11 protein-coding genes and 4 pseudogenes are annotated in these 15,704 nt (G+C 66.4%); 5 read left to right on the top strand and 10 right to left on the bottom strand.

What is annotated here, in order from left to right:
* The coding region (locus tag AOK23_RS02485; protein ID WP_055711095.1) for a type III PLP-dependent enzyme domain-containing protein at positions 1 to 943 on the bottom strand (943 nt) is incomplete at its 3' end.
* Positions 944 to 1,307: 364 nt separating this feature from the next.
* Between AOK23_RS02485 and AOK23_RS47615 the strand changes: the two genes are divergently transcribed.
* Entirely contained in the window at positions 1,308 to 1,811 is a 504-nt protein-coding gene (locus tag AOK23_RS47615; RefSeq protein ID WP_157877916.1) for a hypothetical protein, read from the top strand.
* A gap of 587 nt (positions 1,812 to 2,398) precedes the next feature.
* Here AOK23_RS47615 and AOK23_RS02475 read toward each other — a convergent pair.
* The 6 genes and pseudogenes from AOK23_RS02475 to AOK23_RS02450 form a co-directional block, all read right to left on the bottom strand.
* Entirely contained in the window at positions 2,399 to 2,710 is a 312-nt protein-coding gene (locus AOK23_RS02475) for a hypothetical protein (RefSeq protein WP_055711093.1), read from the bottom strand.
* Positions 2,707 to 3,159 (bottom strand): MarR family transcriptional regulator, encoded by a 453-nt coding sequence (locus tag AOK23_RS02470; RefSeq protein ID WP_055711092.1) that lies wholly within the window; start codon positions 3,157 to 3,159, stop codon positions 2,707 to 2,709. Before AOK23_RS02470 ends, AOK23_RS02475 begins: the two co-directional genes overlap by 4 nt.
* A gap of 779 nt (positions 3,160 to 3,938) precedes the next feature.
* Positions 3,939 to 4,181 (bottom strand): hypothetical protein, encoded by a 243-nt coding sequence (locus AOK23_RS02465; protein ID WP_055711097.1) that lies wholly within the window; start codon positions 4,179 to 4,181, stop codon positions 3,939 to 3,941.
* Between the two features lie 448 nt (positions 4,182 to 4,629).
* A pseudogene (locus AOK23_RS49290) lies at positions 4,630 to 4,884 on the bottom strand (cation:proton antiporter domain-containing protein); the annotation flags it as partial.
* A 400-nt stretch (positions 4,885 to 5,284) separates the two neighbouring features.
* Positions 5,285 to 6,448, bottom strand: coding sequence for a ParB/RepB/Spo0J family partition protein (locus tag AOK23_RS02455; protein WP_079049236.1), 1,164 nt, complete (start codon positions 6,446 to 6,448; stop codon positions 5,285 to 5,287).
* Positions 6,445 to 7,707: a ParA family protein gene (locus AOK23_RS02450; RefSeq protein ID WP_055711090.1), complete on the bottom strand. Its 1,263-nt coding sequence runs from the start codon at positions 7,705 to 7,707 to the stop codon at positions 6,445 to 6,447. Before AOK23_RS02450 ends, AOK23_RS02455 begins: the two co-directional genes overlap by 4 nt.
* A 553-nt stretch (positions 7,708 to 8,260) precedes the next feature.
* On the opposite strand from AOK23_RS02450, the pseudogene AOK23_RS44330 reads away from it, so the two are divergent.
* Positions 8,261 to 8,827: pseudogene (locus AOK23_RS44330) on the top strand (transposase); the annotation flags it as partial.
* Here the strand turns inward: AOK23_RS44330 and AOK23_RS02445 are convergent.
* A pseudogene (locus AOK23_RS02445) lies at positions 8,788 to 9,974 on the bottom strand (IS110 family RNA-guided transposase). The pseudogenes AOK23_RS44330 and AOK23_RS02445 overlap by 40 nt on opposite strands.
* Here AOK23_RS02445 and AOK23_RS49280 point away from each other — a divergent pair.
* Both AOK23_RS49280 and AOK23_RS44325 read left to right on the top strand, forming a co-directional pair.
* Positions 9,876 to 10,094 (top strand): hypothetical protein, encoded by a 219-nt coding sequence (locus tag AOK23_RS49280; RefSeq protein ID WP_240496220.1) that lies wholly within the window; start codon positions 9,876 to 9,878, stop codon positions 10,092 to 10,094. The pseudogene AOK23_RS02445 and the gene AOK23_RS49280 sit on opposite strands and share 99 nt — an antisense overlap.
* Before the next feature lie 334 nt (positions 10,095 to 10,428).
* Positions 10,429 to 10,837: pseudogene (locus AOK23_RS44325) on the top strand (transposase family protein); the annotation flags it as partial.
* A 39-nt stretch (positions 10,838 to 10,876) separates the two neighbouring features.
* On the opposite strand, the gene AOK23_RS02440 reads toward AOK23_RS44325, so the two are convergent.
* Together AOK23_RS02440 and AOK23_RS44320 are read right to left on the bottom strand one after the other, a co-directional pair.
* The gene (locus AOK23_RS02440; RefSeq protein WP_055711089.1) at positions 10,877 to 11,983 is read right to left on the bottom strand and encodes a hypothetical protein; all 1,107 of its coding nucleotides are present in this window, start codon (positions 11,981 to 11,983) and stop codon (positions 10,877 to 10,879) included.
* Positions 11,984 to 13,700: 1,717 nt separating this feature from the next.
* Positions 13,701 to 14,501: a hypothetical protein gene (locus tag AOK23_RS44320; protein WP_240496219.1), complete on the bottom strand. Its 801-nt coding sequence runs from the start codon at positions 14,499 to 14,501 to the stop codon at positions 13,701 to 13,703.
* 564 nt (positions 14,502 to 15,065) lie between these two features.
* Between AOK23_RS44320 and AOK23_RS51815 the strand changes: the two genes are divergently transcribed.
* Positions 15,066 to 15,419 carry an nSTAND1 domain-containing NTPase gene (locus AOK23_RS51815; RefSeq protein ID WP_420823683.1) on the top strand — a complete coding sequence of 118 codons (354 nt, stop codon included), beginning with the start codon at positions 15,066 to 15,068 and terminating at the stop codon, positions 15,417 to 15,419.
* The last annotated feature ends 285 nt before the right edge of the window (positions 15,420 to 15,704 follow it).

Raw genomic sequence — 15,704 nt, 5'->3', positions numbered from 1 at the left:
GCTTACCGTTTCGGATCAATACTGCTGCCATGTGGTGATTGGTGCCGCCGTCTGCTACTACGAACAGTTCACCCATCGATTCTTTCACGTAGACGGCCCGTGTCACGTAGGTGCCAGCATCAGCTGTGAGGAATCGCCCGAGCTCCATGATGAGCCTGCAGCCCGGGTGGCGCGCACGGAAATCACCGACCGGGCCTTCCAGGCTGTTTCCGAGTTCCGTCGTGTCGAGCTCCGACTCGTTCTCGAAGTAGGCCACCCCGAGGCCTCCCCCGAAGTCCACGACGGAGAGCTCTATGTCCAGTTGCGTGGCGAGGTCTTCTGCCATCGCCAAGATGTTGAGTGTGTTCGCCACGACATCTTTGTGGTCAAGGAATCGGGTTCCCATGTAGGCGTGGAATCCCTTGACCTCGACGTGTTCCAGGGAGCGGAGCAGGGCCCCTGCGCCACGGACCTCCTGCTCGTCGATGCCGAACTGGCGCGGCTTGCCTCCCATCGACAGCCCGGACCCCTTGCTGAGGAAGCTCGGGTTGACCCGCAGCACAGCAGGGAACCGGCCCGCCCCCCGGGCAGCCGCCACGTCGTCCAGGAGTTGGAGTTCAGCGAGCGATTCGCAGACCACGGCATGGATACCGGCCGAGACACAGGCCTCGAGGTCGACCCTGCTCTTGCCCGGCCCGAGGAAGATGATGTCGGCCGGGTCCACTCCCGCCCTGAGGGCGGTGAGGAGTTCCGTGTGCGACGAGACCTCCGCCCCTGCGCCCCGGCTGCCGAGAAAACCACACACGCTGATATTCGGATTCGCTTTCAGCGAGTAGAAGACGTCCACGCCGACGGGTAAGGCTTTGGAGATTTTCTGTAACTGTCCTGCGAGGACCTGAGCGTCATATACGAACAGAGGGGTTCCGAATTCGTTCGCAATTTCCTCCATCGCGAGCCCTTGCATGCGCTTCACCGGGTTTTCTGGCAATTGATCCTCCCCGCGCTTCGATTGCCGTCCCGAAACCGTAGGGGACGGAGCAACGAGGCGTCACACGGCCGATCAAGGAATCGGCCATCTTGCGCCGACGGTGAAATGAGAAAGCGCTCCCGTATCCCCAGGACTCCCTGCGGTATGCACCTTCGCCCTCAATGTGCGACTCACACCACAAGTGAATGCGCACCCTCCCGGCAAATTGATCGAATGGGACAAGAGAGGCATGTGCGTCAAACTCCGCCGCAGAGTGAAGTCTAAGTGTGGCCAGAAGTGATCGGAACCGGTTCAGGACGTGACATCACCCAGGCGTACACACCTCTTGCATGGGCATTGCATGTCAACGGAGCAGGAGCGCAGCACGGGGCGCTCCGCTCCAAGACAAGGCGCCTACCCGAGCCTGGGCCGCCCTTCCGCCACCCCACCGAATGCCCGGAGCCCTCTGCAGCCGCAGCCATCCGACAACACCCCGCCCCAGACGGACGACCACGCGCCCTGGGAGGAAATCGTCGAGATCAGCGTGCTGTGCCAATCGGGCCAGCTGCTCGTCGAGTCCCTCGACCTCGGCCCCGCCGAAGACCTGCCCGGCCTCGCCAGTGCCGGCCCCGGCTGGTACCGCATCCGCGTCCACGCACACGGCCGCAACACCAACCCCGACGGCACCGACTCCGACCCGATCGAGCGCTACATGCTGACCGCCTGGCCCTCAGCGGCCGCGGAAACGGCCACCCTGAAGAGCAGCCAACACAGCACAGCAGGCCTCACCCAGCACACAAATCGCCCACAGCATGGGCCTCACCACACGCCCCCCACCCCACCCCTCGTGATCAAACCAGAGTGAGGCACCCACCGCAGGCCGAGCAACGCCCACTCCCCCGCCACACCGCTAAACCGCATCCTCCACGTGTGAAGGAGGAAGCCGTCGGCCCCCTGGCCCTGCCGACGCCCCTTTCAGCGCTCTGCTGGGCTCCAGGTAGCGCTCGCGGCGCCGGACCGGATCGCCGACGCCGATCTCGTACCAGGGCTCGCTGCGGCTGAAGCGGGGGCAGGGTGTTCATCCATACTGCGATGGTGATGCCGTGCACTGCGGCTGTGAGCGCCTGGCAGCGGTTGTCGAGCATGTGCTCCGTCTTATTCGCCAGGACGGGCGTGCAGCCGCGGGAAGCGTTGGGAGCGGGTGCAGCGGTGGCCTGCCAGAACAGAAAGAGCGGCCGTTGGACTGTGGGCTACCCCAGACACGGTGTCCGACGTAGCCTCGTCCTCCCAGACCTCCAAGGCGGGCCTCGAAGTCGGCCGTTGACCGCGAATGCTCTGGCCCGGGGCATCCGGTTGCCCTCGTCCATACGCGATAGGTGCCAAGGACGTCATGTACGTGAGGTCAATGANNTCATTGACCTCACGTACATGAGTTCTGGTTCTTGGAACCGTTCAGGTTGCGCGGCGCAGAGGAACGACAACGTCCTCGCCGGTGCTCTTCTCGCTGAGCCGGTAGTAGCTGATGTGTGCGAGGCGTTCGGATTCCTCGAGCCATCCGGCCTCCACGACCTGGCGCCGGGTGCGGGAAAAGACTGTCGGGGACATGCCGACGAGCTTGGCGAGGTTGGCGCCGGTGTCGACGACGGTGCCGGCGCGGTCGGTGGGGTGCATCGCGTAGAGCATGACGACCAGGCGCTGGTTGGCGGTCATGCCAGCGGTGCGATGGAGGACGTCCAGGAGCTTTCGCTTGTCGTCGTTGTTCACTGGGCCTCCCACCACGAAGTGGACGTGTTGTCGAAGCCGGGGATGTCCGGCGGGTTGCACGTCTTGATCGCTTCCCGTTGCTCGATGCCGGTCCCGTGAAAGGCAATGTACGGGCTGATCCGGTAGAGCCTGTAGTTGCCGATCCGGCCGCGCTCGATCAGGATGCGCCGCTTGAGCAGTTTCCGGTTGATCTTGCCGACAGCATCGGCGGTCATCCCGACCTTCTTGGCGATGTCCGCGCCGGTTGCCCTCAACGGCGCCATGCCCTGGGGAGAGACGCCGATCCACCACAGCACCAGGTACTTCTGGCTCGGGGTGAATTCCTTGCTCTCAGTGATCGCTGCGACTCTCGCCTTGTCGACCTGGATGTGCTCGCCAGAGAAGGCATAGGGCGCATAGGGGATGGCCTCGCCCGTGTCCGCATCGACGAGTCTGCGTACCGCTCCCAACGGGCCCTCCATAGCTGGGCATTGCCTCGACGTGCATGAGCCGCGGCCCTCAGGCCGACTAGATGAACTTAACGTACATGAGCGCGGAGTTCATGAACTCTGCCTCCAGGGCGTGTCGCTCAACCTAACGCCGATCCATCACTGCGTCCTCCCAGCCTGGACAGAACATCTACTGATGAACCTGACGTCAATCTGGTCGGATCCTGCAACCGTGGTCACGGTTCTCAGGACATGGGCACTCGGGCTCCACGCACCGACTGCCCCGCCCTCAGAAACCGGGTGCACGATGCTGGGGACTGGGTGCCAGATCGCCGGATCTGGACCGAGAAGGGCGTTTCTGCAGGTCAGCGCGCTCTCAACGCCTGCGCCCTCTCTAGCAGTAGGACAAGCTGTCACCTGCGACGGTCCCCCAGTAACGCACCGGGCCCTGGAAGGCAGTCGCGCACGGCAATTGCCGAGCACCTTCCTGCGGGGCGCTCCCCTCCGTACCAGCGCCCACTGATCGGCAAAATGTCTCGCTCCCTCCCCCATCCCCAGCCCACGAAAGCACGCCACGACGCGACCGCAGCCGACGGAGTATCCGCCACGTGTGCCTCCATCAACCCCCACCAGCCCCAGCCACGCTGCCCATAACACCAACCAGCCAGCCGCAGCCGCCCAATCACCTGGAGGCCCCGTCGGTGCATCGAAGGCCCCCCAAGGGCCGACGATGTACCGACCCGTAGGCGCGGAGAGCGGCAGCGCAAGGGCGAGGTGCTGATCCGCCCACTCCCTGCCAGCTACACAGCGCTCGCCCACCTCAACGCCCGCCAATGCCAGCCGAAGAGAAGGTTGACGTCCTTCTCGATACAGAGCTGCAAGACGACCACCAACTGGCAGGCATCGCCTATGTGCCGTTGGAGAAGCGGGTCAGTGCTCCCGCCTTGAGGCTGGTCGACGATCTCCTGAGGCAGGGGCAGGATCGCGGCGCACTGGGCCAGCGTGAGGTCGGGGCCGTCATCACTCTGGCGGTAGTGCGTCATGACCACGAGATGTCCGTTTTCAGATCCTCAAGATCCAGTGCCTCGTGTGTCCAAGATCCCCAGCCAAGAACCGCCCTCAACTCGGTCACTTTCCGCTCCAGCGGGCAAGCGCGGCGCGGTCCCTGCCAGGTGGGTCAGGAGCGGCCCGCCGATGGCGAGGACGAAGACGTAGGCGGTGACCAAAGGAGCGAGGTCGTCATGCATCGTGCCGACCAGCCCGATGATGACGAGGGAGAACTCGCCACGGGCGATCAGCGCCGTGCCCGCCCGCAGCTGGCCGAGGCGCCCCACGCCGTCCCGTGATGCCGCGTACTGGCCGCTGACCAGTTTCGTCGCGGCCGTGACCGCGGCAAGAGCGCAGGCGGCAGGCAGCAGGCAGCAGCGGCACGAGTTCCTCCGGATCGACCGACAGTCCGATGCCGAGGAAGAAGACCGCCGCGAACAGATCCCGCAGCGGGCTGAGCACGGCCCGGGCCCGGTGGGCGCTCTCGCCCGTCAGGCACAGCCCGACGAGGAAGGCCCCGACAGCCGCGGAGGCATGGACGACTTCGGCCAGCGCCGCAACGATCAGGGTCAGACCCAGCACCCTGAGCAGGAGCTGCTCGGCGTCCGGGTGTGACAGTAGACGGCCCAGGTGATGACCCACCTGTAGGCGGCGAGGACCGCGCCGATGGCCGCCCCCATGCCGAGCACGGCCTGCCATCCGTCAGTTCGGCGGCAGTGAGCGACGGCTGCTCTGCCGACGAGTCGTCGGCCGTACAGGACCTCCGCCCGAGCCGCCAAAGCCTGCAGCTCCCACGGCCTTCGGCAGTGCCTCGCTCTCTCCTGCAGCAGCCTCCAAGGGCTCGGCCTGGAGCAGATCGCCAACGGTGCAGTTCAGCACCGCGCAGATTGTCCAGGTCGTCGAGCCGCACCGTGACCGGCGTGACGAATTGCTGCACAGCCCACCTGAACGCAACGCGAACAGGCCTTCCTGAGACACACGACCGTGGCGGCTACCGGCCTTGAGACATTCGTTTCACAACAGCCACTACAAGAGGGCCAGTTCCTCGGGAGAGAGCTGGCCCTCGTTTGCGTGGCTGCCCGTTGTCCTGAGAGTGAAGTCAGCCGACTCGGACGTCCTGGCCGTCCCGGTGCTTGATCAGCAGTTCAAGCATCCGGTCGAGCTCATCGGGCGGCATCTTGTGGATGAGGAGCTGAGCCGCGAACACACCGTCCTCGTAAGGGAACCGCTTCGGCTGGCGGTCACCGGACATGCCTGCCACTGCGGCGCTCTGATTGCCATTCCCAGGGTCAACGGCACTGGTCTCGTGCGACGCGTTGTCAGGCGTGGCCCGTTGGGTCGCTTCTTCGTGCTGCTGGCGTGCTCGCGGCTCCGGTACTGCCTGGTTGAGCGCTGGAGTGTGGGCGTCCGCTTCGGGCTGAGTGGCGGGGCCGGACACACCGTCCTTCTCGGCGTCCACTATTACGCCGTAATAGCCCTCGGGCTGCGCCGTTTCCTGAGCGGGCTGTGCCTCGTCACTTGGCGGCCTCTTACGGCCTCGTTCCCGCTTGGCTTCTTCCTTGCGAGCCCGTTCCTCTTTCAGCTGTTCGAGGGCTGTCTCCTGCTCCGTAGGCGGCTTGTTGCCCACGGCACGCAGCAGGTCGATGGGCTCTTCGCCGATCCGGGCCTGCAGTTCCGGTGTGAGGTTGAGCAGCGCAAGGCGCTGGGACACCCAGCCCTGAGAGCGGTGGAGCCTCTTGGCCAGCGCGGTCTGGCTGCCGTGGATGACGAGGAGACGTTCAAGGGCGCGTGCTTCGTCGAGTTCTTCCAGGGCCTGGCGGTGGATGTTGGCGACGAGGGCGGATTCGAGGAGTTCCTCCGAAGTGGCGCCCTGGTCATCACTGACCATGACCTTGATGGTGGCGAGTTGCGCTTCGCGGGCCGCGGCGAGGCGGCTGCTGCCGTCGATGACGACGTGGGTGGTGTCGGGTTCGAGATCCGCTTCGCGCTCTGGGTTGGCCTGAATGTAGGCGTCGCGGTTCATGACCGTGATGGCCTGCTTCTGTCCGTGGGTTCGGAGACTGCCAGCGAGGTCGGTGAGGTCGCCGAGCTTGGAGCGGGGGTTGTCCGGGTTGAGGCTGACGCGGTGCGGGTCGAGTTCGGTGGGCGGGGCTACGCCGTCGGTGGGTACACCGGTGGCGGCGGCCACTGCCTGGCGGCGGGCGCTGACAGGGCGCACTCCCCCGCCGAAGCGGCCGGCTCCCAGCTGGTTGGCCTTGCTCATGCGATCTCCCTCGCAAGGGCGCGCATGCCGATCGCCTGCTGAGACTTGGGGGCATAAGACAGCAGGGGCTGCTTCATCCGGACTGCTTCCTTCTGTTCCTTGAGATCACCGATGAGTCCGACGACGCGGGGATCCTTTATGTCGACCCACCCCTGGAGCGAGGAGGTGGCGATGTAGCCGCGGCGGGAGTCGTAGAGGTTGACGACGATGCCCAGGTAGTCGATGTCGACCTGGAGGTCCCCGCGCAGGTCGTCGATCTGACTGGTGAGCAGTTCGTAGGCGTCGGCGGAGCTGTCCTCGGCCTGCACAACGATCAGGGCACCTGATTGGCCCGGCCTCTCGCCATCGCGGCGGCGGCCGTAGTAGGCGGCGGCGTCCATGCTCAGGCCGAGGCTGGGTGGGCAGTCGATGACGATGACGTCGTAGTCGCCTTCGAGCGGGGCGAGGGCGCGTTCCAGCGCGGCCTCCCGGGCGCGCACGGCGGACAGGCGCACGTCGAGGAGGAATGCGTCGTTGCAGGCGGGCAGGAGGTGCAGGCGGCCGCCGAAGGTTTCGTCGTCGACGGAGACGATGAGGTCCCGCACGTCGCCCTTGGGGGTGCCTGCCATGTGGTTGGTGAGGCTGTCGCCGTCCATCGGCAGGGGTTCGGCGCCCAGCTGGTTGGTGAGGTGGCATTGGGGGTCGAAGTCGACGAGGAGGACGCGCAGACCGAGCCCGGGCAGGTTCTCGATGTCGAGCGGGTCGCCGGTGAGCGTGTCTTCGGATTGCGTCTCGCTTGCCCGCAATGCCTTGGCAAGGGCCTTGGCCACCTGGACGGCGTGGAGACGGTTGGGGTCCTCGGCGAGGGCTTCACCGAGACCGGCGGTGATGGCGGTCTTGCCGACGCCGCCTTTCTGGTTGCAGACGACGATACGGCGGGTGATCTCAGGGCGCTCGACGTCTGGCGCGGGGTTGGCGTCAAGCCACAGCTGGATGGACTGGGCGAGACCCTGAATCAGGGACACCCGGCGGTCAGTGGTGACCTGACGGAACTCGTCCCACTGGCCGGGGGGCAGAAACGTCGAGAAGGAGTCGGCGCCGGAAGTGTCGATGTTCGCCGTGGCGGAGGCGAGGCTGCACCAGTCCCTGATGCCCTGCTCGACGGCGGCTTGGATCTCAATGCCGTGCTGAGCGGCTCTGATCTTGAGGCTCTGCCGGAGCCATCCCGGCAGCTTGGAGACGACCTTCTCGCGGTCGCTGGAGGTGGCTGGCGAAGTCATGGGGACACCTTACTAACGTCCTTGATCCTTTGCTGCATCGACACGTTAGTTGAGCTGACTTGGTGGAGCGTCAGAGAGGCTGGCCCATCCGACGGGCCTATTACGGCGTAATAGCTCCGCTCGTAGCACCGCCAGGGCACGGCGCCTATTACGACGTAATAGACCGGCGATCACACGACGGGCCATCATCCTGCTCAGGCAGCCGCCGACACTCCGGAAGGGCCCGTCGTGCACCCCCACTCCAAGTGGGCGACTCCGGCGTCCATGGACGCTGCCGGGCATCGACGGGTCGGTCAGCGCCACAATCTGCTGCTGTTCCCGCGCAGGGCCACCGAGCCCGACGTGGCGCTTGCCGATGCGCGCAACACGGATGGTTGTCAGATCGCATGTACGGCCCTGCCTGCCAAGCAAGATCCCCTACAGGCTCCCGGTGGCCTCGGCGGACAAGGAAAGCCGCGGCTGCCGCTAGGGCGCGTATGGAGTCGTGATCAACCTGTGGGTTACGTCCACGCGGCGGGGCCTAGTGCAACTGACGGACAAGGAGTAGGAGTTCATCGAGCCGTACCTGCCAATCGGTGCGTACGGCCTGTACCCCCAGCGGCTGCGGCAGCAGTTCCAGGGCGTGATCTGGCGGTTCAAGACCGGTGGTCAGTGGCGGGAGATGCCGGCCGAGTTCGGCGCCTGGCCGACCGTTTCCAACCGCTTCCGGCAGTGGCGGGATGCCGGCGTCTTCGACGCCCTGCTGGAGGGCCTGATCGCAGCCACGAAGCGAGGTGGGGTGGACCTGTCCCTGGTCAGCGTCGACTCCACCACCGCGCGTCCTCACCACGACGCTGCTGGGATGCACCTGGGCGAGGACATCCTCACCGCTCGGGAGCAGGCCACCGAGGCGGAGAAGGCCAGATCAAAAGGTGAGACCACGAAGAACAAAACGGCAGGACGCCAAGAGCGGTCCCGAGCTGGAGGAGCGGCGACGTATCCGGCGTCGGCAAAAGCCCGGGTGAAGGCCGCCCTCCTTGGGCGCCCAGGGGGCGGGCCGACCAGCAAGACATCTCATGTCGCTGAAGGTCAAGCTCGAGGTCAGGCCGCGAGTGCGACAGGCGGAATGAAGGCTCGCTCTGCGTCGTAGACCGCGCCGTTCTGGAGGCAGTGGTAGAGGCATCCCAGGAGCTTGTTGAACAGGTTCCGCAGGGCTGCGGTGTGCCGTTCGCCGCCGGCCCGTCGGCGGTCGTAGTGGTCACGGGGCTCCTGTGTCCGCAGTGCGGCGAAAGCCCACATGTAGCCAACGGAGGCCAGGCGCTGGTTCTTGACGGCTCTGGCGACCACAACGTGGCTACGGCCGGAGGCGCGCGTCACGGGGGCCGCGCCGGCGTATGCCTTCAACGCCCGGGCATCCGCGAACCGTTCCCTATCGTCGCCGACCTCGGCCAGGACGCGGGCTCCGGACGTGATCGACAGGCCGGGGAAGCTGGTGATGATCTCCGCGTCCGGGTGGGCGAGGAACGCTTCTTCGGTGGCCGCCGCGAGGTCATCGGCGCTGTGGCAGGCCGCGCCGAGCTGCTGGATGAGGGCTTGGGTCTGTTTGCCCATGGCCTGCTCGACCTGCGGGAGCTGGTGCAGGTGGTCCGTGCGGAAGATCTCCCGTAGGCGCTCGTCCTCGGCCTCGATCCCCCGCCGGAGACGTCCGGCCCGCTTGAGCAGGGCGCGTAGTTGGCTGCGAGTGAGCCGAGCCGCTGTCGCCGGGGTGGGTGCCGCGGCGAGGACCACGCGGGCGTGCGCGGAGTCAAGGCCCAAGGTGCCGCTGCCGTGGAAGGCTGCCAGGGCGGCCGGGTAGTACTCGCGCAGGTGGGAGCGGAGCCGGTTGACCATCTGCGTCTTGTCCCAAACGGCGTCCTGGTGGGCGCGGGCCAAGACGGCGACGGACTGGGCGAGTTCGCTGTCGGTGGGCAGGGGTCGGTGGGCGGCCATGTCGGTGCGCAGGATGTTGGCCAGCACACGGGCGTCTGCGGCGTCCGATTTGGCGCGGGCGACACTACTGCGGTCGCGGTAGCGCGCGGCGGCCAGGGGGTTAATCGCGTAAATCTTCCGGCCGGTGGCGCGCAGGCTGGCGACCAGCAGCCGCGCGGGGTCTCGATGGCCACCGGTATCGGGGCTTCGGGGCTGTCGCCGTGGCGGGCGAGCAGCTCCAGCAGGGCGTGGAATCCGGCACTGTCGTCGCTGATGCGCAGCTTGGCCAGCTGGATGCCGTCCTGATCGACCAAGGCGATGTCGTGATGATTCTCGGCCCAGTCGATGCCGCAGAAGACCTTGCTCAATCTCGTTCTCCCGTCGTGGCACTGCGTGAACGTGCTGGTCAGCTCCGTGCGGAGCACGCGGCGCTCCAATAGAAGTGCTCGGAGCACGCCATCTCATGAGCCGTTCGTGTCTCCAGCGACCGGCCGGGACCTCGGTCTGCAGGAGAGCTCTGCGGCTCGCGAACTACTGAGAGGTCGGCCCCTGACTGCGGGCTGGGGACATGAAACCTGGCTGGGTTCCGCCGGGCGGGGCGCGGTCTTGCTGGAGGGATCGTGTCCCCGGATCCACCTTGGGCCTCCGCCTGACGGCGTGGTGAAGCGAGCCGGTCTGACACCGAGGGATCGCAGTCCCGGAACGGCGGCAGGCTTCCACCTCACCCAGTGAGCTCTTGCATTCCCATGCTCGGGCTCACTGCTGAGCTATTAGATCCACCTCGCCGCCGACCGCAGGTGCCGCCCGCTGGCGTTCGTGCTGACCGCGAGCCAGGACGCGAGCAGCCCGCAGTTCATCCCCGTGCTGGGAAAGATCCGGGTCCGCGGCCCCGACGGCCGTCACCGCACCCGACCGGACGTGGTCGCCGCCTACAAGACCTATTCGTCCCGCGGCAACCGCGCCCACCAGCGCAGACGCCACGCCAAGGCAGTGATCCCCGAAAACCAGCCACGACGCCGGCCTCTACAAGAAGAGGAACACCGGCGAGCGCCTGATCACCAAGCTGAAGGCCTGGCGAAGCGTCGCCACCCGCTACGACAAGACCCCAGACAGCTACCTCGTCGGCCTCCACCTGCGCGCCTCGATGATCTGGATCAAAGACTTCACCCGGCGCGGCCCCTGACTACGACCTGGTATGCGCCCCGCTCACGGGCCTCATGCGTCAGCCGTCGAAACGCGACCAGCGGAACTCGTGTTCGAGCAGCGGCGTCAAGGTGGCGCGGTGGAGCGCTGCGAAGGCCACGACGGCCTCGTTTTCGTCGCTGCTGATCGTCGTGAGCAGTCCCGGGGCGACGAAAAACTCTTCGGCGGTGTAGGTCGGCAGGAAGGGGCTCAGGGGCACGGGGCGCAGCATGCTCCACAACGGGGCGAGGCGCGCCGTCGGCATGGAGTAGGTCGTTGCCTGGTAGACGGCGGCGTTCATGGCCTCGTTAAGGGTGTACTGCATGAGAAAGCGGCTGAGCGGTTCTTCTTCGAGGATCGTCTCCGGGTCCGCCAAGAAGGGGTCTTCGGTGAGCCATACCCGGGGATCGGCTTCGCCCAGTTCGTGCGGTGGCCATGGGATGGACCAGTCCCGGGTGCGCTCGCCATCCATGGCAAAGACCAGCCGACCGCCGAGCGACCCGGAGGTGCGCCGGGGCTGTTTCAGCACCGGGTTGCGGAACCTGTGGATGGCCGGGCGGAGGCGGCCCAGGCGGTGGAAGGCGGCCAACGCCTCTGGCAGGTCGTCCGGCTCACCCGCCGCGCTCTCTGTCCCGGCCGGATCCGCCTCCTCGGTGGGAAACCAGCCGAGGACGAAGGACTCTAGGGCCCGGATCGAATCCGTTTCCACGTAGTCAACCCAGTCCACTTTCGGTACCGGCCCGGGTACCGGGACGGGTCGGACCGCATCCAGCATCTCGCGGGTCAGCGGTTGGTGGAGCTCCAATGTGGCGTGGTCAAAGTCGGCAGGTGCCGACGACTTTCCCCTGCAGCGCGCGGTACCCAGGAGAAGGCAGCCCTGGTCCAGGCGGGCGAAGAGGTGAATGGGCAACGCATCCCAGAAGTCGAACCGTGAATCGAGTGCCGGGACCCCGTCGCCGCGAAGGAGCACCTCGGTGGAGTCTTGGACACCGCTGACCCCCGGGTTGTCTCCAGACTCGACGATGACGACGGTCGCGTCCGCCCCCGCCCCGATCAGGGCTGGGCCCATCTTGTACCGGCGGAGCCCGGCTCCAGCGACGGACAGTGCTGCCGCCTCAGTGGTCAGGGACGGGAGCGGTTGCGTCATCCGGTCACCCTATAAAGGAGGAGGGATCAGGGCTGATTGATCGTGACTCGATACGTGCCCAGAGGTCTTTACGGCTGAGGCTACGGCTCGGGTTTGCGCTCCGTCTGGGTCTGGAGTTCACGCAGCGTAGGACGGCCGTCATTGCGCCTGCGCCGGTAGCCGCGCGCCCGGTGTTGGGGCGGTGACACCACACGCTCGTAGGGCGAGCGGAGTGACGAGGCATGGTGTGTCAGGGGGCGGGGCGACGGAGCGCTCGGCACTGTGGCGTGCGTTGAGCTCGTTGGAAGCGCGGCTTGCTGCGAACGCTGAGCGCGGGCTCGGAGCACACCGTCTGGTTGGTGGAACGACTGCGGACACCAGCAGCGGCCTCCCTGCGACCGGAGCTGGAGGGTCGACTCGCCCGTCACGTCGACGCGGACGACTCCTTTGTGGGGGACCGGATCGCCCATGTCCTGGCTGTGCCTGCGGTGCGGCGGCCATGCCCGCCCTGCTGCTGGCAAGGCTCAGTGATCGCAATGACGACGGGGACACTCTGAAACTCGATCTCCTCGACTTGTCTCCGCCTGGCCCGAGGCGTCGCTCAGGCTGGTCCTCGGCTGCTTCACCTCGGACGACCCCCTGGCGCGGTTGGTCGGTATGTGGGGCCTGAGCGTGACGGGTCACTGCTCGTCCTTCAGGCGGCGACTTCGCCTCGTCCCGCTCGGTGGCCTTGTGGGAGGAAGCCTGCATTCTCCAGCCGAGCGTGCGGCAGCAGGTCCAGCCCGGTCAGGTTGCACTCGGCGCCGGACCGGCGGCGCGTCTAGCGCCATGCGGGCCCAGCCGGGCGGTCGATACCGCTGCTCCGGGCCTGTCCACATGGGCTGCGAGTCGAACGGGCTCACGGCAAGACCTATTACGGCGTAATAGCTGGGCCCGTCGGGGGAGCCGCAGTCGCAGCTGCAAGCACGGTCCTGCGGCTCCGCAGCCGGGTTCGCCAGCTCAGCTATTACGGCGTAATAGCGGAACCCACCACGAGGCTGTGATGAGCAGTTGATGGCTGGCGTCCAGTGAAATCGATCAGCCCGAAGGACGAGAGCAGCTACAACCGATGGGGCGGCAGGTGGGGAGAGCAGATCGACCTTGCACCCGTGACCCAAGCGTCGGCCATGGGGCAATACGCCGGCTGTCCCCGCAGCAGGCCCATCTGTCTGCGGCTGCCCGCATCAGGCGCCGCCGCGATCGCTGGCGCTTGCCGATGGGCACAAGAAAGAATCAACAAATGGCATACACGCCCCTGCCAGGCAGAATCCCCGGCTCCCGGCGGCCTCAGCGCACAAGGAAGGCCGCACCTGCGGCTAGCGGCTTTGTACCTCTCGTAGTTACGACAGAGGGGGTTGTGTGCCGCTCGGTCTCACGCAACGCAGACACGACGGCGTTCAAGTAACGGTGGCGATAGAGCATCTGTGGCTGAGTAAAGCCGCTGAGCAGAAGCGCCGCGATCTCGTCGAACCAGCACCCGGCGTCCACGCCCGACAACGGCCCATCCCATCGCTCAAGGAGCCGGACAGCGATAGGGACGAGAAGCACGTGTCGTTACTGAGCGGCTTGTGGCGCTTTCCAGTTCAGCCGCCTCCCGAAGAGTGAGCCGACGTGCGGCCTCGAGTACCTCTGCTTGCGCAGCGAAGGCGGCCTGTCGGACCTCACGCCGAGACACAGACCTCACAGCGGGCCACGACCGTCAGGTGAACAATTCTCTAGCTGCGGCGTAGGCAAGACGCGCAGCATCAGTGGTGGCGGCTTGCTTCCCTGCACGCGCCTCTACACGCTTTAGCTCTCGGATGACGGCCTGCATGTACGTGCTGAGGCCAACTCTCTGCGTAGGCGTCTCACAGTGGGGGAGTACCTCTGCGATCTCGTCCAGCCAGTAGACGACTTCATCGTCGTCGCTCAGGTCCTCACGGTGGTCGAGGAGGCGCTGAGCTACGGGCGCGAGCAGCGCATGCCGACGGGTGGCTTCGCGCTGCGCCTGGCGCTCGGCAGCAGCGCGGGCAGCAAGTTGCCTCTCTACTTCCGCGACGGCCTCCGGAGTTCGTCGCACCGGTCGATCACCGAGTGAGGCGTCGCTCAGCGAAGCGGCCTTCAGACGTGCAGCCTTGTTGTAGGCCGCGCTGGAGGTGTTGACCGCGAGCGCCGGCGCCAAGTCCCTCCACTGGACATCGGCAGCTCGGGCATCAGCGATAGCCCGTGACTGGTGGAGATCGACCTGTTCCCGCAGGTACTCCCACAGCCGCACCCGTTCAATCGCGGCCACGCGCTGCGCCTTTTTGTCCCGCAGAGCGCCTACGCGCGCTTCCAGATAGAGCAGGGCCTGGAACAGCTCTTTGTCGTCCGGCATCCGCTCAACGTCTTTGTCCTCAGCATCTTCGTGGAGCTGACGAAGTTGTCCGACGACTGCCGCGGCATCGAGGGAACCGATCCGGTTCGGTGTTCTGAGCAGGGGCTTCGTTGGGTTGGGGGTTCTTCGGGCGTGACGTGGCATGGGGAACATTCTGTCCTGTCCGACAGCGATTCACAGAATGTGAATCCCCATCGGGCGGGTCCCAGGAGGAACCGGTAACTGCGAGCATCCATGGTCGGCCTCGGAGCGGTTTCAAGCAGACGTCGACCGCGCTGGGACGTGAACGTGTCCGTGTTGCGCAGAGTCCCTGGGGGGAACGGCCGGCCGACGGCCGTGCTCGCCTGGGCGCTGACCGGTGTCGTGGAGCCGGGCTCGGCGAGGTCCACAGACTCGCCAAGGCCGAGGAACTGGGCAGGCTCCTGGAGAGCGGTGCGCTCGCCGAGGTGCGCGTTGGGATCCTCGCTTGCGCCACGAGCGCAGGGCACGTCGTTTCATCGACCAACTCGAGTAGTAGGCGTGCGCCGAGCCGGATGCCCTGCCCTGGCAGAAGGGACGGCGCGACCAATGCGCGAGGAACCGCACGCCGCGGCCCGGCCCCCTTGACAGGCTGGTGACGCCGGCGCGTCCAACGTCGTCAGCGACGCCATGCAGTCCTCGCGCCCTTGGCTGACGAGTTGCAGCGGGCGGTGACCGCGCCCATCAACGCTGGAGCTGTGGTTCGAACCAGGGCTGCCCGAGCGATGCGCTGCAGGCGTGGACAACGAACCCGACCCAATGCAGTTGGTCCAGTTCGCCTCGACCAAGCTGGGGAAGCGCCGCATCCGTTCGATACTCACCCACGCGGCGCACGACAGCCTTGGCGGCGTCGCGGGCGCCCTCGTCACATGCGGTGACGACGCCCTAGCCGGGCTGCGGAGGGCTCAGCAAGAGTGGGCTAAGGTCCGGACTCCCAGGTCGCGAACGATGCCTCATCGCCGGGGTCGGGAAGGCGGCCGGTGGCTGTCGCCGGGTCGGGCGGGTCCGTGCGTTGATCTGGACCGCACACCCCCAAGCCGGTAGCCATGCCAGCACCAGTCAGCCGTGGCACGGCATCTGACCGAACTGCCACAGGGCTGTGGACAGACAATGCGGCCAACTCGCCGCCACTCCGCAGTAGTACACCGGCCTCTACCCTGTGCCCTTGCCGGTCGCTGCCCAAAAGCAGCCACCGGTGTGTCCACACCCAACTCACGGCGAACCCCCACGTCAACTGTTCAGTTGTCGTGTCCGTTGTCCGCGGCTCAGCGCCTCAGTCCTCGCCTAGTGACCTGAGTCGGAGATTCATCGTTGGTTCGGTATGAGTCG

Origin of the sequence: Streptomyces torulosus (genome assembly GCF_001419765.1) — a bacterium.
Classification (GTDB): Bacteria; Actinomycetota; Actinomycetes; order Streptomycetales; family Streptomycetaceae; genus Streptomyces; species Streptomyces torulosus.
Note: the sequence above shows the minus strand (reverse complement) of the source record. Positions and strands in the feature narration are given on the sequence as shown.